11 protein-coding genes are annotated in these 19118 nt (G+C 71.0%); 5 read left to right on the plus strand and 6 right to left on the minus strand.

The genetic code is table 11. The annotated features are described in order from the left end of the window. Positions 1-1033: 1033 nt before the first annotated feature. The 3 genes from PPSIR1_RS50830 to PPSIR1_RS25380 all read right to left on the minus strand — a co-directional run bounded on the left by PPSIR1_RS50830 (position 1034) and on the right by PPSIR1_RS25380 (position 4155). Positions 1034-1156, minus strand: a complete 123-nt coding sequence (locus tag PPSIR1_RS50830; protein ID WP_269744730.1) for a hypothetical protein — start codon at positions 1154-1156, stop codon at positions 1034-1036. Between the two features lie 315 nt (positions 1157-1471). Beyond that, entirely contained in the window at positions 1472-2986 is a 1515-nt protein-coding gene (locus PPSIR1_RS25375; RefSeq protein ID WP_006974043.1) for a zinc ribbon domain-containing protein, read from the minus strand. Between the two features lie 68 nt (positions 2987-3054). Continuing rightward, positions 3055-4155 (minus strand): C45 family autoproteolytic acyltransferase/hydrolase, encoded by a 1101-nt coding sequence (locus tag PPSIR1_RS25380; RefSeq protein ID WP_006974044.1) that lies wholly within the window; start codon positions 4153-4155, stop codon positions 3055-3057. 106 nt (positions 4156-4261) lie between these two features. Between PPSIR1_RS25380 and PPSIR1_RS25385 the strand changes: the two genes are divergently transcribed. Continuing rightward, positions 4262-6508, plus strand: coding sequence for a serine/threonine-protein kinase (locus tag PPSIR1_RS25385; RefSeq protein ID WP_006974045.1), 2247 nt, complete (start codon positions 4262-4264; stop codon positions 6506-6508). On the opposite strand, the gene PPSIR1_RS25390 is transcribed toward PPSIR1_RS25385, so the two are convergent. Then, a complete protein-coding gene (locus PPSIR1_RS25390; protein ID WP_157595964.1) occupies positions 6486-6974 on the minus strand; it encodes a hypothetical protein in 489 nt (162 codons plus the stop codon). The genes PPSIR1_RS25385 and PPSIR1_RS25390 overlap by 23 nt on opposite strands. 56 nt (positions 6975-7030) lie before the next feature. On the opposite strand from PPSIR1_RS25390, the gene PPSIR1_RS25395 reads away from it, so the two are divergent. After that, on the plus strand, positions 7031-9211 hold the full coding sequence (locus tag PPSIR1_RS25395; RefSeq protein WP_157595965.1) for a vWA domain-containing protein: 2181 nt from the start codon (positions 7031-7033) through the stop codon (positions 9209-9211). 19 nt (positions 9212-9230) lie between these two features. Here PPSIR1_RS25395 and PPSIR1_RS25400 read toward each other — a convergent pair whose 3' ends face one another. Further along, positions 9231-11174 (minus strand): hypothetical protein, encoded by a 1944-nt coding sequence (locus tag PPSIR1_RS25400; protein ID WP_157595966.1) that lies wholly within the window; start codon positions 11172-11174, stop codon positions 9231-9233. A gap of 607 nt (positions 11175-11781) precedes the next feature. Between PPSIR1_RS25400 and PPSIR1_RS25405 the strand changes: the two genes are divergently transcribed. Beyond that, entirely contained in the window at positions 11782-12777 is a 996-nt protein-coding gene (locus tag PPSIR1_RS25405) for a polysaccharide deacetylase family protein (protein ID WP_006974049.1), read from the plus strand. Continuing rightward, positions 12774-13277: a hypothetical protein gene (locus tag PPSIR1_RS25410; protein ID WP_006974050.1), complete on the plus strand. Its 504-nt coding sequence runs from the start codon at positions 12774-12776 to the stop codon at positions 13275-13277. Before PPSIR1_RS25405 ends, PPSIR1_RS25410 begins: the two co-directional genes overlap by 4 nt. A gap of 333 nt (positions 13278-13610) precedes the next feature. Here PPSIR1_RS25410 and PPSIR1_RS25415 read toward each other — a convergent pair whose 3' ends face one another. After that, positions 13611-16331: a lytic transglycosylase domain-containing protein gene (locus tag PPSIR1_RS25415; RefSeq protein ID WP_006974051.1), complete on the minus strand. Its 2721-nt coding sequence runs from the start codon at positions 16329-16331 to the stop codon at positions 13611-13613. Positions 16332-16678: 347 nt separating this feature from the next. Here PPSIR1_RS25415 and PPSIR1_RS25420 point away from each other — a divergent pair, with 347 nt between their 5' ends. Then, positions 16679-19099: a 3-hydroxyacyl-CoA dehydrogenase/enoyl-CoA hydratase family protein gene (locus PPSIR1_RS25420; protein ID WP_157595967.1), complete on the plus strand. Its 2421-nt coding sequence runs from the start codon at positions 16679-16681 to the stop codon at positions 19097-19099. The last annotated feature ends 19 nt before the right edge of the window (positions 19100-19118 follow it).

Raw genomic sequence — 19118 nt, forward strand, 5'->3', positions numbered from 1 at the left:
CCGGAGCCCAGCCCCATGTCGACCTCGAGCAACCGTCACCACAGCACCGCATGCATTCAGGCGACAGCCGGGGATCCGACCCCCTTGACCCGTGCCCGCTCTCCATCAGAGCCGACCCCCATGCAAAACCCAACGAACGCAACTCTAATCGTCGCCCTCCGAGTCCTCGTCGTCTTCCGAGTCCATCGGCGCGTTCGGATCCCGCCAACTGAGCACGAGCCCATCCGGGCTGATCTTCCCCTGACGCACCCGACCCTCCTTCGGCCCGTGGCTCACCCCCTCCCGTCCCTTTTTTTGCCCGCTCGGGTTCGAGACAGCCCTCGGCCTTTCGAGTCGGAGCCACAGCCCTCCGCATCATGACGGGCACAACAGGGGCAATCGAGTCGGAGCCAAAGCCCTCCGCATCATGACGGGCACAACAGGGGCAAGGGGGTCGGATCCCCGAGCGCAAGGAGCCGCTCCAGCGCCCACCGGAGCCCAGCCCCATGTCGACCTCGAGCAACCGTCACCACAGCAACGCATGCATTCAGGCGACAGCCGGGGATCCGCCCCCCTTGACCCGTGCCCGCTCTCCATCAGAGCCGACCCCCATGCAAAACCCAACGAACGCAACTCTAATCGTCGCCCTCCGAGTCCTCGTCGTCTTCCGAGTCCATCGGCGCGTTCGGATCCCGCCAACTGAGCACGAGCCCGTCCGGGCTGATCTTCCCCTTCCGAACCAGCTCCTCCTCCGCCCCGTGGATCACCCCCTCCCGTCCCTTTTTTGCCCGCTCGGGCTCGAGACAGCCCTCGACCTTTCGAGTCGGAGCCAAAGCCCTCTGCATCATGACGGGCACAACAGGGGCAAGGGGGTCGGATCCCCGAGCGCAAGGAGCCGCTCCAGCGCCCACCGGAGCCCAGCCCCATGTCGACCTCGAGCAACCGTCACCACAGCACCGCATGCATTCAGGCGACAGCCGGGGATCCGACCCCCTTGACCCGTGCCCGCTCTCCATCAGAGCCGACCCCCATGCAAAACCCAACGAACGCAACTCTAATCGTCGTCTTCCGAGTCCTCGTCGTCTTCCGAGTCCTCGTCGTCTTCCGAGTCCATCGGCGCGTTCGGAGCCCGCCAACTGAGCACGAGCCCGTCCGGGCTGATCTTCTCCTGACGCACCCGACCCTCCTTCGGCCCGTGGCTCACCCCCTCCCGTCCCTTTTTTTTCCCGCTCGGGCTCGAGACAGCCCTCGACCTTTCGAGTCGGAGCCAAAGCCCTCCGCATCATGACGGGCACAACAGGGGCAAGGGGGTCGGATCCCCGAGCGCAAGGAGCCGCTCCAGCGCCCACCGGAGCCCAGCCCCATGTCGACCTCGAGCAACCGTCACCACAGCACCGCATGCATTCAGGCGACAGCCGGGGATCCGACCCCCTTGACCCGTGCCCGCTCTCCATCAGAGCCGACCCCCATGCAAAACCCAACGAACGCAACTCTAATCGTCGTCCTCCGAGTCCTCGTCGTCTTCCGAGTCCATCGGCGCGTTCGGATCCCGCCAACTGAGCACGAGCCCATCCGGGCTGATCTTCCCCTTCCGAACCAGCTCCTCCTCCGCCCCGAGCCGCTCCTTCGGCCCGTGGATCACCCCCATGACCACGCCGCCGCACAGCGGGCAGACCTCGTCCTCGACCTTCAACTTGTTGCCGCACTTGGGCTCGGAGCAGCGCCGGTCCGTGAACAGGGCGCCGATCGCCAGCCCAGCCACCGCCAGGCAGGCCGCCGTGGGCGCGACGATCTCCATGGGGACTTCGATGCCCATGTTGCCGCGGCTGAACAGCCCGCCGAGCATGAGCACCGGGAAGCCGAGGATCTTGGCCATGCGCAGGGCTCCGCTGCGCTCGACTCGGAACACCACCTTGCCCCGGTTGGCGTCGCGGATGCCCCGGTCGAGGTCGCGGCGCTCCTCCTCTTCGTCCTCGTCCCCCTCGTCGTCCTCGTCCTCGCCCTCATACTCGTCCTCGTCTTCCTCCTCGCCCTCTTCCCCGTAAACGCCAGACAGCTCGGGCCCGCCGATGCGCTCGGGTCGGGCGCCCGGGCGGCCAAGGGGCCCCGTGAGCGCGTCGAGGTCGAAGGCGGCGGGCCACTGCTCGGCCGCCGGAATGCCCAGGCGCGCGCGCGCCGGGGGCTTGAGGGACACGAGCCAGGTCTCGGCCTCCCGGAAGAAGCCGGCTTGGTTGGGCTGGAGGTGACGCAGGATGTGGCGCCGCTCTTTTCGGCTCCGGCGGCCGCGCCCGTCGAGGCCTCGGGCGACCGCCTGGAGGGCGAGCAGGAAGCTCATGTCCTGGACCGAGAGCGCGCCCAGGCGAAACTGGGCCCGCGAGGTCCGAAAGCCCCCGTCCGACTTGGCGTAAAAGCGCTGGCTCGCGTCGGTCGTCAGCAGGCCAAAGCCGAGCATGAAGGTGGTCAGGTCGACGAGGCGCTCCCCGGCCATACCCTCGGGGGTGGCGAGCCCGGCGAGGGCGCGGTGGGCCTGGGCGACGGCGCGGGCGAGGGCCGGGACCAGGTTCTCGGGCTCGCGCAGGGCGTGCTCTTCGACGGAAAAGCGCAGCGTGCCGGACTCGCGCTCGGGCTGCTTGCCGGTGGCCGCGACCCGCGTTTGATCGCGGCCCACGAACCACGCCGTGGGGTCGCTGCCGCGCATTACCGGCGGCTTGCCCTTGACCTCCCCGCGGCGCGCCGGGTCGGCGTCGTGGATGGTCACCTCGACGGCGTAGGCGGCCTCGTCGTGGCCGGCGTAGCGGAGCAAGCGTCGCAGGATGCGGATCACGCTGCGGTCGCCACCGGCCCAGCGATCGGGGAAGTAGGTCGGCGTCGGGGCGAGCAGCGGCGCGAGCACGTAAGGCCGCCAGCCGCTCCCCTCGAGCAGCGTCGCCGTCTGCTCGATGAGCCACTGCCGCTCCCGCGCCGGGGGCAGCGTGACGTCCTTGGGGTTCGGGTCCGCGCCGAGCATGAGGGGTCAATACACGAAAGCGCCGCGGAGCTGACAAGGCCCCCAGGGCGCTTTCCTGGGACCTGGGGTCAATTGGCGAGGGCGCGCAGGTCGAGCCACTGCGCGTCGTGCGGAGGCCCGTGGCAGACGTGGATGGTCCCGCTCTCCGGCTCCATGACGACCGCGCCGTTGGTGCTGATGTTGTCGAAGTCCGTGCGCGAGATCGCCTTGGCGCCGTTGGCCCGGTCGCCCATCCACGCCTTGGACGCAGCCAAGTCGGCCTTGCCGCCCGCGCTGGCCTCGGCGATGAGCTGCTCGAGGCGCGCCTGCCGGGCGTGGGAGGAGGTCGACGGCGTGTTGCCCTCGACCTCGACGTGGGCCGGGACCAGGCAGTGGTTGGTGTGCACGTAGGCCGACTCGGACACCTCGACGCGCTCGGCCAAAAAGGGCGTGCACTCGAGGGCGAGGGCGCGGCCCTGGCCGTCGCCGAGGTAGTAAAAGTGCGCCCCCGCCCGCTGGACCGGGCCGCTGTCGGCGTCGCCGACGACCGCGGCCTCGGCCTGCTCGAGGGTCCGCGCGCTCAGGGCCTTGTGGATGATGCTCAGGTAGGTGACCCCGGGGCGCGCGTCGGTGGTCCGCACGTTGGTGGTGCCCACGGCGATGCCGTGCTCGTTGAGGCCGATGAGCGAGAGGCAGCCCGAGGTCGTCAGCGTCCAGGTCTGCGGGCCCTCGCTGGGGCGCCGGTGCACGCACAGCACGTGCGGCATGTTGTCCGTGGCCAGGTCCCAAGTCTGCCCGCACAGCAGCTTGCCCGAGACGGTCTGGGCCCCGGGGACGAGGTAGGCCGAGCAGCCGCCGAGGGCCTCGAGGGTCCCGCCCCACGCGAGCACGTCGCGGATGTCGGTCAGCCCGTTCATCGCCAGGATCTTCTCGACGGGCTGATTCGCCCCTCGGGCGATGCCCTCGAGCTCGGCGAAGCCCTCGGGGTGGTGGGCGGCCGTGGGCGCCAGGCAGGCGCGGGCGACGTCGAGGACCCCGGCCTCGCCGACCTCCCGCCCGCCGTGGACCCTGGCCTGGCGCACGGCGTTGGCCAGGCGGCGCTCGTAGAGATCGGGGATGGACTCGCGGCAGGCTTCGCCAAAGGCCTCGCCCATGGCCGCGGGGGTGCCCGAAACGCTCAGGATTCGCATCGGCGCATGGTACTCGACGGCCCCCCAGGGCCCTTCTCCTCCCTTGCTGCCCCCTCCCCGGACATCCCGGGGGCGCCGCGCGGGGGCCCTTGCTAGAGTGTGCGCGATGGCCGAACTCCCCTGCCCCGCCTGCGCCTCCGCCATCCCTCTCGCGGACGACGCAGAGGACGACGGCACCCCGCGCAACCGCTGCCCGTCCTGCGGGGCGAGCTTGCTCATCGCCTACCGCTACCGCCTGCGTCGGCACGTCGGCGCCTTCGCCGGGGGCGAGCTCTACGAGGGCTACGACGACGGCTTCGCAAAGTCCGTGGCCGTGCTGTTCGTCGCCCGCGAGCACCTCGAGCACCCCGATCGCTTGCGCCGATTCCGCGAGGGCAACCGGATGTTCGCCGACGTCGGCGGTCGCGGCCTCAACCGCATCCACGAGATCGCCGGCGGCCACGAGCCCCGCCCCTACGTGGTCATGGACTGGCTCGAGGCCACCCTCGAGACCCGCCTGAGCCAGACCGGTCGCCTCGAAGGCCAGGCCCTCGTCGAGCTCTTCTCCACCCTGCTCGGCGGCCTCGCCCGCGCCCACCGGGCCATGCCCTCGGTCATCCACGGCCACATCCACCCGGGCAAGATCGGCTTCGTCAACGACCGCACGCCGGTGCTGTTCGGCTTCGAGTGGGCGACGCAGGTGTTCGAGCAAGACAGCCGCCTAGCCGACTCTTTCATCCGCGACGCCCAGGACAAACCGGAGGCCGACTCGACCCGCGCCAAGGACCTGATCCAGCTCGCCAGCGCCGTCTACTACGCGGCGACGGGGCAGTGGGCTGGCAACCAGAGCGTCTCCGCCCAGCAGGCCGCCGCTCGCCAGAACGTGCCCGGGGCCGTGGGCCAGTGCATCGAGCGCATGCTCCTGTCCGGCTCGGGGACGGGCTATACCTCGGCCGTCGACGCGCGCCAGGACCTCGACCGCCTGCTCACTGGCGACACGGGCTGGCGAGCGCGGGCGCGCCCCAAGCAGCAGTCCATGGACGGGAACATGGGCTGGTCCAAGTCCTCCTTTGGCGGCGAGTACTACACCGAAGAGGACGGGCCCAGCGAGCTGTTCTCGTCCGACCTCGAAAACAACGGCGACGACAGCAGCGTCGGCTTCTTCGAGACCAACCCGCCCCCCGAGGCGATCGCGGCCTCGCCCGCGCTGTTCGCCAACCAGGGCGGGCACCAGAGCGTGGGCGCCGGCTCGGACTGGAGCGGCGACCAGGGCCAGGTCGCCACGGCCTTCGACCGCGACCGCGAGATCCAGCGGCTGCTCGCCGCCTCGCCCTCGTCCGCGCCCTCGCCGACGCCCAACTTCGACCTCGGCGACGACGGCGAGCCCGAGACCAGCTCGGGGGGCCGCGTCGTCATCGCCGGCGCCGTGCTGCTCATCGGCTTCGGCGTGATCTCGGCGATCATGGACGCCTCCGAAGAGGAGAGCTACGACAGCTACGAAATCCCCGCCGAGATCGACATCGACCCCATCCCGGGCTTCGATCCCAACTCGGTCATCGACGATCCCGTCGGCGCGCCGGGCCTCGACGGCAACCCCTTCAACGCCGAGGGCGTGGGCGACGGCAACCCCTTCAACGCCGAGGGCGCGGCCCCAGCCCCCTCCCTCGGCAAGCTCGCCGAGATGCACCGCTGGAGCGGGCACGTCGTCGGCCCCGTCGACGGTCTCTCGGGCGCGGAGCTCGGGGACTCCTGCATGTTCTGGGCGAGCCCCACGAGCCCGGGCAGCAGCTTCAACTGCCGGGTCTACCTCGAGTGCAACGACACCTTCCTCTACGGCGGCGGGACCGTGGGCTACACCACCTGCACCCTCGACGAGAACGGCGTGCCGGTGTTCGCCGAGGACGCCGAAGACGACGACGGGGACGGGGCGCTGACCTTCGACCGCCGCCAGGGCAACTCCATCGTACGCGTCCGCGATAGCTACGGCCGACCCCCGGTGCTGCTGAGCGTGGCCCTCGGCCTCGGGGACGGCAAGACCGAAGCGACCATCCCCGACCACCCCGTGCTCAGCCGCAGCACCCAGCCCGACGCCTTTGGAGCCGCCGCCGAGGAGCTCCCCGAGCGCCCCTCGACCGCCGACCTGCTCGCGGCCCTCAAGGGCTCCCGCGCCCGGCTGAGCCAGTGCATGGTCGAGCCCGGCACCCGCCTCGAGCTCGGCCTGACCATCGCCAACGGGGGCTACGCCACGAAGGTCGACATCGAGCCCGAGCAGAGCCGCCGGGCCACGCGCTGCATCACCTCCGCCATCGACGACGTCGAGTTCCCGCGCTTCACCGACGACGAGATGACCGTCACCTGGCCCGTGAGCTGGTGACGCCGGCGAGCTTCATCATGCCCGCGGCCGTCGGGAAGGCGGTGAGCATCAGCGCCATGCCGACGCCCGCGGGGATCGACCACAGCCCCCAGTCGCCGCTGATCAGCAGGATCACCAGGCCCATGATCGAGGCCGACTCGAACATCGCCAGGCTCAAGATGAAGGGCGTGAAGGCCTTGGCCATCACCGGCTGAGTCGGGTAGTTGGGGTGCTCTTTGTGGCCGCCCGGGGCCTTGTCGGCGACGGCTCCCCCGAGCATCTTGGGCAGCACCAGGCCCATGAAGGCGGAGATGCAGCCCGCCCCGACGAGCACCCAGCTCATGGTCGGATCCGTCCCCTCAGGCGGGGTCTCCCGAACCATGATCCAGCCCATGGCCGGGAACAGCAGCTGGGAGACCACGAAGGCGCCCCACAGGATGCGGGGGATCATCAGGTGCTTGGCCTCGATGGGCGTGTGACCGCTCATGGCGGCCAAGATAGCAGCGCGGCGGAACCTCTGGGGGCGAGCCCTGTCCCCCGACCGTGCGCAACGAGCCCGAGCCCGGATCTCGCCCCCGCCCGTCCATCTGGACCTTTGGCCGCCGCGCGGCGGGGCCCGCGTTGTTGGCCGCGCTGGCCTCGTTCACGCTCCTCGGCCCCGCCCCCGCCCAGGCGACCGCGCCCCGCACCAACGGCGGCGGAAGCCTGCTCGAGACCCGCTACGACGCCGTCCTCCACCCGCACAGCGTGCACACCCGCGTCGAGGTCACCCGGACCTTCCACAACACGGGGGCCACGAGCGAGCTCCTCGAGCTCGAGATTCCTCTGCCCTGCGACGCCCAGCTCGGCGACTTCCAGCTCCTCGACGGCGAGGGCCAGTGGATCGCCGCCGAGCTGCTCGAGGCCGAGGTGGCGCAGGAGCGCTGGTTCGCGGGCGCGGGCGTCAGCGGCGAGCCTGCCCGCGACGCCGACACCAGCGCCTGGCTGACCCGCGACGACTGCGACGCCCAGCTGCTGCTGCACCCCGTCCCCGCCTTCGGCGAGCGCAGCATCCACTACACCCTGACCTTCATGCCCGCCCGCGAAGACGGCGAGTACCGGCTCACCCTCCCCGCCTTCCACCGCTACGACCAGCCCGCGCGCGTCCTCGTCGAGAGCCCCGAGGAGCCCGGCATGCAGCTGCGCGTCGACGACCGCGAGCCCAGCCTCGAGGCGCGAGCCCAGCTCGTCGCGCCGCTGGTCCTCGACGGCGCCCACGAGCACACCCTGAGCCTGCGCTCGGATCGGCCCAAGCTCGCCCGCGCCCGCCACTCCATCGTCGACTTTGGCGCGCTCGGGGTCGAGGGCGAGCGGGTCCTCGTCGACGCCCGCCTCGACCTGCCCGCGCGCCTGCCCGCCCCCCCGCCGCCGCGCCGCGTGGTCCTGCTCCTCGACGGCTCGCGCTCCCTCGACGAGACCAGCCGCGACGCCTTGCTCGGGCACGCCGCCGCCTATTTGCGCGTCCTCGCCCAAGAGCACCCCGACGCCCGCGTCGAGCTCGTCCGCTTCGATCGGGAGCTCTCGCGCCTCTACCACGACTTCATCCCCGCGGCCTGGGCCGCCGAGGACATCCGCGGGTGGTCGAGCTGGGAGGCGCGCAACGGCTCGGAGCTGGGCCTGGCCCTCGACGGCGCCCGCCACCTCCTGGACCGGGCCCGCGCCGAAGAGCTCGCGCGCCTCGACGAGGACGCCCCCGACGATCCGCGCACCGACTGGATCCTCGCCTTCTCGGACTTCGACCTGCGCTCGACCTGGGCCGACGACGAGCTCGACGCCCAGCTCGCCGCGACCCTCGACGCCGCCGCGCACGACGTCCGCGTGCACGCGGTCCGCCCCCACTCGGGCACCGCCAGCTTCCGCCCCTACGGGGGCCACGACACCTGGAGCCTGTTCGCGCCGCTCAGCGGCGGCGCGTCCTGGGAGGTCTCCCACCGGGCCCACGACCCCGAGCAGCTCGAGAGCGCGGCCCGAGAGTGGATCCGGCCCACCCGGGTCTGGAACATGAAGTTGGTCCAGGCCTTCGGCGACGCGGGCGAGGTGTCCTACTTCCTCGGCGACAGCGTCCCCGAGGGCACCCGCGTCAGCGACACCACCGTCCTCGGTGTCGAAGACGTCGAGGACGGCTGGGGCCGCGTCCCGACCCACATCGCGTTCACCGGTGAGGTCTGGGGTCAGCCGCGGGCTTGGACCACGAGCCCCGACCGCGCCCTCACCCAGGTCCTCGCCGGCCACCACGCCCTGGGCCAGAGCGACGCCTCCCTCGAGCAGGCCGAGCGCCTCGCCCTCGCTCGGCTCGCGGCCGTCGTCACCGCCGAGCTGAGCGCCTTCGCCAGCGCGAGCTTTGGCGGCCCGACCCAGCAGCCCCTGTACATGCGCGGCTTCGGGAGCCGCTCGATCGGCTACACCACGCGCTGCGGCGGCCCCAGCGGGGTCCACGTCGTCCACCGCGACGACCTCGGCCTGCTCCTCGCCAGCGCGACCGCGCACTGCACCCAGGTGTCCGAGCGCGCCCTCGCGTCCACGGTGGTCGAGCTCGACAAGCACGAGGTCACGGAGGTCGCCAGCCCCGACGCCTGCATCGAGCAGGCGCTGTGGGACGTGGACCTGCGGGTGTCCAACACCATCGACAGCGGGCGCTTCGCCCTGGGCGGCAGCGCGGGCGCCGTCGAGCTCCGGCGGCTCTGACAAGCGCCGGCCGCGAGCCTCACTCGCACACGTAGATGAGGTTGCAGCGGTCGAAGGCGGTCATCCACGAGCGCAGCTCCCGGACCTCCGCCTTGGTCGCCTTGCTGCACTTGGCCCCCCGCGGCTCCCGGTAGTAGGGGGTGCCGCTGTACCACCAGCACGACTTGGTCGAGTCGCGGCTGTAGTCCGGCGCGGGGCCGTCGACCAGGATGGTCGCCTTGGCGTCGCCGCGCCCGTCGAAGGCGACCCGCGTGCTCGTGTCCGCGGCCTCGCTCCAGCAGATCCACGGGGGCTGCTCGGTGCGCGCGGGCGGGTCCCAGCGGGACTTCGAGCCCTCGAACTCGACCTCGAGCACGCTCGTGCGGTTGGGCGCGTCGCGGACCGGGGCGACGTGCCAGGGGCCCTCCCCCTCCCCGCCGCAGCTGAGCTTGCCCAGGTACTGCCCGTCGAACTCGACGACCACGGCGCTCGGCCGGGCCGCGAGGGTCAGCTGCATGGGCGCCGCGTCGGGGGCCTCGGCCAGATCGAGGCGGAGCAGATCAAAGCGAGTCCGCGCCGCGTCCGGGCTCTCGACGACCTCACCCTCGGGGAGCCCCGCGCACACCCAGGCGTGCGCGTTGTCTCCCTCCCGGCTCACCGACCAGCGCGAGCTGCCAACGCTCGCGCGCGCGGTGACGCCCCGGAGCCAGCTGCCCTCGCCGCCCAGGCGCAGCGGCATCAGCCACGGCCGGACCTCCTCGGACAGCTCGCACTCGAGGCGCGAGCGCGCCCCGCCTTCGCGAATTCGAAAACCCGGGAGCTCGCCCTCGACGGTGGGCACGTGGGCGCACCCCCAGCCCGAGTCCAGCGCGATGTCGGTGGCGAGGAAGCTCCCCTCTTCGGCAGACCCGGCATCTCCGGCGCTCAGCTCCACGACCCCATGCCCCTCCCCCGGCACGCTCACCACCACCGGCGCGAGCTCGGGGCCCGGCGACCACGGGTAGCTGAAGGTGTGCTCGATGGCCAGATCCCCCGGCGCGCACTCAGCCTCGCCGTGGTCCCCAAACAAGCCCGCGTCCGGCTCGACCGCCTTTACCCGCGCGCTCGCCGTGGGCGCGCAGTCCGAGTCCGACTCGAGCGCGTCGCCGCCGAGCCAGTCGATGTCCGCGCAGCGCACCTCGAGCACCGGTGCTGTGAAGCGCCCCCCGCCCGCGCGGCGCACGACCTCGAACAGCTCCCCGTCGTGGATGTGCCCGGCCACGGCCTCCCGATGCCCCGCGACCCCGCCGAACAAGGTCATGGTGTGGTGGGGCGACAGGACCTCGGGCTTGCCCCGCCCCGGCAGGGCGATGGTCAGCTCCCGATCCGTCTGGTTGTGGATCTGCGTGACCCCGAGCTCGAGGCCCGCGCCCGCCAGCAGCAGCAGCGCCAGGGTCCCGCCGAGGGCCCGGGGAATCAGCAGCGGCATGCCAAACCACGGCAGCCGATCGCTGCGCAGGCGCTCGCCCACGGAGCTGGCCACGTTGACCCCGAGGCCGAGGATGGTCGCGCCGCTGACCCCCAAGAAGGCGTCGGTGAAGGTCGCCCGCAGCGTCGCCAGGGTCGTGGTCATGAGCGCCGCGAGGCCGAGCAATCCGGCGAGCACGATGCACGTCGACACGACCACGGAGCCCCGCCGGATCAGCCGCACCGTCGCCGTCCGCGGCGTCTCGCCCTCGGCCTCCACGCGCACCTCGAGGTTCGGCCGCAAGAGCCCGCGGGCGCTCACCGTCGCCCGGCCCTCCCACGCGCAGGTTTCCCCCTCCCCTTCGCCTGCGCGCCGCAGCGCGACGGCCTCGCCACCGACCACGCAGCGCGGCGTCACCCCAACGCGCACCCGCTCGACCTCCACGCGCACGTGCACGGCCTCGCCCGCTCGGCAGATCATCCAGGTCGCGGGCGCGCCGTCTTGGAGATGGTCCGGGAGCTCGGCGCGGAGCAGCACGCGGCGATCATCGCAGCCGCCCATCACCCCGAGCCAGAGGCGGCGAAGCCCCACCCCCGCCCCAACCCTGCGCGTGTTCGCCAGGGCTGACCCAACGATGGGGGATTCCGCGCTCCGCCGCGGCCCTCGGGCCCCTGCCAAGCGACGGAACCCCACGCCGGAACGTGGTGAGAACACCCTGGGTGGGGTCGACCCCCATCCCTCCTCTCCAGGCCGCACCAAGGCTCACGAACCACGACCTCCGCTCGAGCGGGCCTGGAGCTTGACTCGAGCCAATGCTCCGCTAGACCCACACACGCTGGCGCCTCGCCCAGCTCCTTGGACATGACCATGCTCCAAACATCGCCGGTCGTCCGGCTGCAATGCTCCGCCGCGGCGGGGTCCTTCGCTCCCGAAGGCCCCGACATCACCGCTGGCTGAGCGTTGCGGCTAGTCGTCCCCACGGCCCACGCGGCCCGTGGCCAACGGCTCCCCGAGCCCACGAGCGTCTGCTCGTGAGCGACGCGGGGCCCGTGACTCGCACGCACGCGAACCCAACCCCGAACGTCGACGCTTCGTCGACGCCCGGGCTCCCCCTCCCGTGGTTCCTCATGCCTGCGATGTCCCCATGGCCAAATTGTACGTTTCCATCACCGTCGACTGGGAAGGCGAGCACTTCCGCGATCTCGGCGACCTCCACGAGGCCCGCGCGTCGATCCAACACAGCCTCGGCGCCCGGACCCCTCTGACCCACTACATCTGCCCGAGCTACTGGCTCGAGCCCCACGCTTCGCTCGACCCTGCCCGGGCCATCCGCAGCGCCGTGACCAAGGGCGACGAGCTCGCCCTGCACGTCCACTGCTGGCGCGCGCTCGTCGAGTTTGCCGGCGTCCGTGTCCGCGACGACGTCGACTGGAACAACGACGGGACCGGCCACGGCGTGCCCCTGGGCGTCTACGAGGGCAACGCTCAAGCGATCCTCGCCGCCGCCCGCGAGCTGCTCCAGCGCAAGCTCGGCGCGACCGTGTGGGGCTTTCGCTGCGGCGGCGCCATGACCTGCGACGGCGTGTTCGAGGCCCTCATGGCCCTCGGCTTTCGCTACGACTGCTCGGCCCTGCCCCCGGTCATCATGTCCCGCGGCTACCGCCCCGGGGGCCGCCGCGGGAACCTCCGCGACACCCTGGGCTGCCGCAACGCCATCGCCGGCTACCAGGTCGATCTGTGGGGCGACAAGCCCATGCGCGCGGTCGAGCGGGCCAACGCCCTCAACCTCGAGGCCACGGGCGGCCGCGCCGTCGCCCCGACCACCCGGCCCTACGTCGTCCGCTCCGGCGAACGCAGCATCCTCGAGATGCCGGTCAACGGCGGCCTCTCGGACTACGCGAGCGCCGAGTACATGACCAAAACCTTCGACGAGCTCCTCGAGCTCGCACGCGTTGGCGACGCGCCGATGTTCTTCAACATCGGCTGCCACCAAGAAGGCGCCGGTCGCTGGAAGAAGCCGCTCATGGACTTTTGCCACCGCCGCCGACGCGAGCTCAACAGTGAAGCCGTGGTCCTGACCACGGTCGCCAAGGCGGCCAAGGTCGCCGCACGAAGCCAACACCTGGGAGAAGCAGCATGAAGATCGGAAAATCCAAGGGCCCCTCGGGCCGTCGCAAGGGCAAGAGCAAGCGCTGGCGAGCGGAGCAACGCGCCAAGGCCGAGGCCGAAGCCGCCGCTCGCAAGCGAGCCCGGGACGCCAAACGAGGCGTCGCCCAGCGCGTCACCGGAGCGGACGCCGAGACCCGCTTCCACGAGCGTCGCGCCATGTTTCGCGCCCACCACGGCCAGCTCGGCGGGCTGCTCCACGCCCTCGCCTCGCTGACCCACAACTGCCTGGCCCACCCCCTCCTCGGCCTGCTCCCCTGCGCGCTCACGGTCCGGTTCCACGACCGCAGCGCCGACTGGCTCAACCACAGCCCAGTCCCCACCCACTCGGACCTCCCCGAGATCCCAAACCGCCGCGCCTGGCTCCTCCACAACTGCGTCGCCCACCCCCTCATGGGCCTGGCCCCCCTCGCCAGGGCCTTCGACCTCCACGAACACAGCGCCGATCGCATGAACGTCGAAGGCTGGGTCTAACCCACCCCACCCACACCGAGGAGGGTCTCCCCAACACCGGAGAGACCCTCCTCGCCCCAAGTGCTTCCAACCAACCAGTCCCCACCCCATCGAGTCGGAGCCCCACCCCTCCGCACCAAGACGGGCACAACAGGGGCAAGGGGGTCGGATCCCCGAGCGCAAGGAGCCGAACCAGAGTTCGCTGAAACCCCAGACCCCCTCCAACCTCGAGCCGCCGAGACCAAAACGAAGCATGCCTTCAGGCGACAGCCGGGGATCCGACCCCCTTGCCCCGTGCCCGCTCTCCATCGGAGACGAGCCCCTCGTCAAACCAAACGAGAACCCCAACCCAGCCTAGAACCAAATATTATCTTCATAAACCGGATCGACCTCATTCGTCCAAACCGGCAATTCCCCCTCATACATCCACTCAAACATCGCCCGAGTCTCCATCACCCGCCGCGCATACTTCGACGTCTCACTAAAGGGAATCTCCTCGACGTACTCATCGAGCCCAACCTCCCCCGTCGTCGATCCCGGCCCCTTCGCCGCCAACCACCGCGCAACGTTCACGGGCCCCCCGTTGTAGCTCGCGTACGCAAAGGTCGGCTGGTCATGAAACTTGACCATCAGCTCCGACACGTAGCGCGCCGCCAACCGGCTGTTGTCCTCGATGACAAACAGCTGATCCGGGTCAAAGGCCTGCCCGACCTCGAGCTCCCCCAACCCCTCCGCCAACTGCCGCCCCGTCCACGGCATGATCTGCAGCGCCCCCCGAGCCCCCACGTGGCTGACCACGTGCCGCCGGTAGCGAGACTCCGTGTACATCAGCGCCCACAGATGCGTCGGGTCGACCTCGCGCGCGTGGGCGTGGCGCTCGATGGGCTCGCGGTACGAGCGGAGCAACCACCGGCTGCGGTAGGGCTGCCCGTAGGGGCTCAGCTTCGCAAAGCGGTAGGGCTCGTCGAGGGCCCAGGCCAGCACCCGAAAGCGCTCGTCGAGGGCCGCCCGGCTCTCCTCCCCGCGCATCGCCTTGCGAGCCGCCCGGCTCGCCACCGCCTTGGGCTGGCTCCACTCGGACTCCCACGCCAGCCCGCGGACCAGCGCCTCGCTGCGCGTCCCCGGCATCGGCGTCCCCGACCAGGTCGCGCGGGTGTTGATGTACTCGTCGATCGCCACCCGAAACTCGTGGGCCGCCTCCTCGCGCCAGCCCGCGCGCAGCAGCTGCTCGGCGCGGGTCAGGGAGCTGAACGCCGCCCCCTGCTCGTCCGCGAAGCGGCTGAGGTGGTCGAGGGTCTCGGCGTGGCCAATGTGGCGCTCGCTCCACTCGGGCACGGGGATGGCCGGCGGCTCGGGGACGCGCTCCCCCGCCTCGACCAGGCGCGCCCGGGCCATGAGCCCGTAGTAAATCGGGAAGCCGCCGATGACCCCGCCCGCGGTCATGCGCGCGTCGCCCTCGGCCACCAGGGCCTGCAGCCGCTCCGCCCCCTGGGCGCGCACCGCCGCCTCGGCGCTGGCGAGCTCGAGCTTGCCCAAGAAGTAGCGCGCCGCCCGGTCCCGCGAGCCCGCCCGACCGCCCTCGACCAGCGCCGTGAAGCGCTCGAGCGCCAGGGCATCGTCCCCGGCGCGCATCGGCAGCCAGGCCCGCAACCAGCGGCGGTCCGCCCCCCGAGACTGGAAGCGCGCGTCGAACATCTCGAGCAGCTCCAGGGCCCGGTCGTAGCGCCCCCCGTTGACCGCGAGGGTCAGCGCGTTCCACAGCGCGTTCGCGGCCGAGCCCCGGCTCGTACCCTCGAAGGTCGCCACCCACATGTCGATGGCCTCGTCGTAGCGGGCCGCTCGCTCGAGGCAGCGGCTGCGATCGCGGCGCGTATCCGCGGACGGGACCTGCTCGTAGAGCGCGGCGAAGATGTCGGCGCAGGCGCTGTACTCCCGGTTCTTGTACAGCGTCCACGCCAGCGAGTTCCCAGCCTCACGGCGCAGGTGTCGAGGCATGCTGTCCGCGGTCCAGATCGGCTCGAGCAGCGCCTTGGAGCGATCGAGGCGACGCAGCACCCGAGCCGCCTGACCGGCGTCGAGGGCCTCGCGGGTCGAGAACTCCCCAGCATCGATCGACTCGTGCTCGGCCGCGAGGGCCTCGAGCTCGGTCCACGCGCGCTCGGCCTCGGGCTCCCCGGCGCGCATGATCGCTATGTGGCGCAGCGCCGCCGCCCCTTCGCCGCGCTGACCCGCGCGCAGCTGGGCCTGGGCCTCGAGCAGCATCCACTCGCCCACCCGCGGGTGGTTGGGGAAGCTGGCGATCAGCCGCTCGAGGGCCTTGTCGGCCTTTTGAGCCGCGCGCTTGCGGCCCTTGGCCGCCGCCTTCTCGGCCTTGGCGATCTGCTCTGGCGTCCGCTCGTTGGGCTCGAGACCTTGCGTCGCTTCGCTGGCGGGCGCCCCATCGATGGCCGCCATCGCCTCGCCCTGGAGCACGCGCATGGCTCCGTGGATGCGGTCGGGCTTGAGCTTCTTGAGGGCCGAGAGCTCGGACACCGCCGCGCTCAGCTGGTAGTCGGCCTCGCTGCGATCCATGCTGCCAGAGTTTTGGATCCGATCGGCGTAGGCGACCCGCGCCTTGGCCAGCTCGAAGCCCACCCAGTCCCGCGGCAGCTCCTCGGCGAAGTGTTTGTTGGCCGCGAGCGCCTCGAGCACGAACACGGCCTTGTCCCACTGCTCGGTCTCGACGTAGGCCCGCCCCGCGATCGCCCCAGCCAAAAACCACTCCGGATCTCCCTCGGCTGGATGACGCGCGACCTCGGGCTGCTCGGTCGTGCCCGCCTCGGCCTCTGCCTCGCCTTCGGCCTGAGTCTCGCCCTCGGGCGGCTCGGGAAAGGGCGGCAGCAACCCGTCGGCCTCGAGGCGAGCGAGCGCCCCCTCGGCGTCCCCACGCGCGAGTAGCTGACCCGCGCCGTCGAGCCCCGGCAGCAGCGCCTCCTCGGGCGGGGACCACGGCGGCGGCCGCGTGGGCTCGGGCGGAGGTTCGGGCGTCGGGTCGATCTCCGGCTCCGGCGGCACCTCGGGCTCCAGCTCGACCACCCGCGGCGCTTGCGGCTCGGGCGTCTTCGTCCGCCCGCAGCGCCCGACCGATCCCAAGCCCAACCCAACGAAGAGCACGATGCCGAGGCTTCCAAACAGGCCTGGTCGGCTCCAGGAAGAGTGCGTCGGGTCAGACACGAGACCCCTGGATCCTAGCAAGTCGTGGCGGAGGCACCATTTCCTGGCAATACGGTGAAGCCCCCTCGCAAACTTCCCCAAGGCTTCAACCATGGCGTGTCCACCGCGCCCCATCGCGCCGAGATCCCCCAGTCCGAGGGCATGGAACGGCTTTCGCGCGAACGCTGTAGCCAACGGCCTGAACGCCGTCTATCGTGCGCCTCGTGACGTTGAACCGACCTCCACACCAGCTGGTAGCGACCGTGCTGGGTGCCGGGACGATGGGCGCGGGCATTGCTGCCCACCTCGCCAACGCCGGGATCCGCACGTACTTGCTCGACATCGTTCCTCGGGGCGTCGACGCAGACGCCCCCAAGGCCGCGCGCAACAAGCTCGCAGCCGGGGCGCTCAAGGCCCTGCCCAAGGCCAAGCCCCCTGCGCTGATGAACAAGGCCTTCGCCGGGCGCATCACCGCCGGCAACTTCGACGATGACCTCGAGCGCGCGGTGGCCGAGAGCGACATCGTCATCGAGGCGATCATCGAGCGCCTCGACATCAAGCAAACGGTGTTCAAGAAGGTCGCCGCCGCGGCCAAGGAGACCACCATCTTGGCCTCCAACACCTCCGGCATCCCCATCGCCGACATCGCCGAGGCCCTCGACGAGGGCGCCCGCGAGCGCTTTTTGGGCCTGCACTTCTTCAACCCGCCCCGCTGGATGCACCTGCTCGAGGTGATCCCGTCCAAGTACACGGCCAAGAAGTACGTCGACGAGGTCGCCAAGTTCTCCGACGAGGTCCTGGGCAAGGGCGTCGTGCTGTGCCGCGACACCCCCAACTTCATCGGCAACCGCATCGGCATCGGCGAGATGCTGCTGACCTTCGCCGCCACCCTCGAGGGCAAGTACACCATCGAGGAGGTCGACACCCTCAACGGCAAGCCCGTGGGTCGGCCCAAGACCGGCAGCTACCGCCTGGGCGACATGGTCGGCATCGACGTCGCCGCCCACGTCATCAACAACCTGCGCGAGAACCTCTCGGGGGACGAGGGCGCGGACAACTACGATCCGCTGCACTCGCTGATGCAGCCGTCGGCGGCCATGCAAAAGCTCGTCGACGAGGGCTGGGTCGGCGACAAGGCCAAGCAGGGCTTCTACAAGAAGACCAAGGACGACAGCGGCAAGCGGGTCATCCTCAGCTTCGACCTCGAGACCCTCGAGTACCGCGCGCGCAAGGAGCCCAACTTCCCCGAGCTCAAGATCCGCGGCTCGCTGGCCACCAAGGTCAACAAGGCCATGCGCCTCGAGGGCCGGGCCGGCGACTTCTACCGCAAGGTCTACCTGCCGCTGTTCAACTACTCGGCGCTGCTGACCGGCACGATCTGCGACACGCCCAAGGAGATCGACGACGCGATGCGCTGGGGCTACGGCTGGCAGCTCGGGCCCTTCGAGCTCATGGACGCCGCCGGGGTCAGCTGGTGCGTCGAGCAGATGCAGGCCATGGGCCTCGAGGTCGCCCCCGCCATCACCAAGCTGGTGGAGTCGGCCAAGGCCGCCGGCACCGAGCCCAGCTGGTACCAGGGCACCTTCGGCAAGGGCCAAAAGGTCTTCGACGGCGAGAACAGCGTCGACGTCCAGGTCCCCGCCGGCATGCTGATCCTCGACGGCAGCAAGCCCGAGGGTGAGGTCGAGAAGAACTCCTCCGCCGCGATCATCGACATCGGCGACGGCGTCGCGCTGCTCGAGTTCCGCAGCAAGGCCAACGTCCTCGACGAGGGCGTGGTGACCCTGATGGGCAAGGCCCCGGCCATCTGCGCCGACAAGGGCTTCCGCGCCCTGGTCATCGGCAGCCAGGACGACCACTTCTGCCGCGGGGCCAACCTGCTGCAGATCGGCATGCTGGCCATGCAAAAGAAGTGGGACGACCTCGATCACGCGGTCAACACCCTGCAGCAGACCCTCATGAACCTGCGCCACGGCTCCCTGCCCGTGGTCGTCGCGCCCTACGGCCAGACCCTGGGCGGCGGCTGCGAGGTCAGCATGCACGGCGACCACATCCAGGCCAACGCCGACCTGTTCATGGGCCTGGTCGAGATCGCCGTGGGCGTGCTGCCGGCCGGCGGCGGGCTCAAGGAGATCGCCCGCCGGGCCTCGGCCTACGCCAACCAGGCTCCCGGCGGCGACGTGTTCGCCTGGGTCCGCCGGGGCTTCGAGGCCGCGGCCACGGGCAACGTGTCGATGTCGGCCTTCGAGGCCCGCAACACCGGCTGGCTCCGGGCCACCGACGGCATCACCTTCCACAAGAACCGCGTGCTCGCCGACGCCAAGACGGCCGCCATCGCCATCGCCGAGAGCAACTACACCCCGCCCGACCGCAACGAGCCCATCTCGGTCATGGGCGCCCCCGGCGGGGCCAACCTGATGCTCGGCATCCACGAGTTCGGCTGGGGCGGCTTCGCCAGCGAGCACGACCAGCTGATCGGCACCAAGATGATCCACGTGCTCTCGGGCGGCATGAAGCCGACCGCCGGCACCGCAACCGCCCAAGAGCTCCTCGACCTCGAGCGCGAGGCCTTCTTGTCGCTGTGCGGCACGGAGAAGACCCTGGCCCGCATCCAGCACATGCTCGACACCCGCAAGCCCCTGCGCAACTGAGAAGGACGGAGACAAGCAC

The sequence above is a fragment of the Plesiocystis pacifica SIR-1 genome (assembly GCF_000170895.1).
In the GTDB taxonomy this organism is placed as follows: Bacteria; Myxococcota_A; Polyangia; order Nannocystales; family Nannocystaceae; genus Plesiocystis; species Plesiocystis pacifica.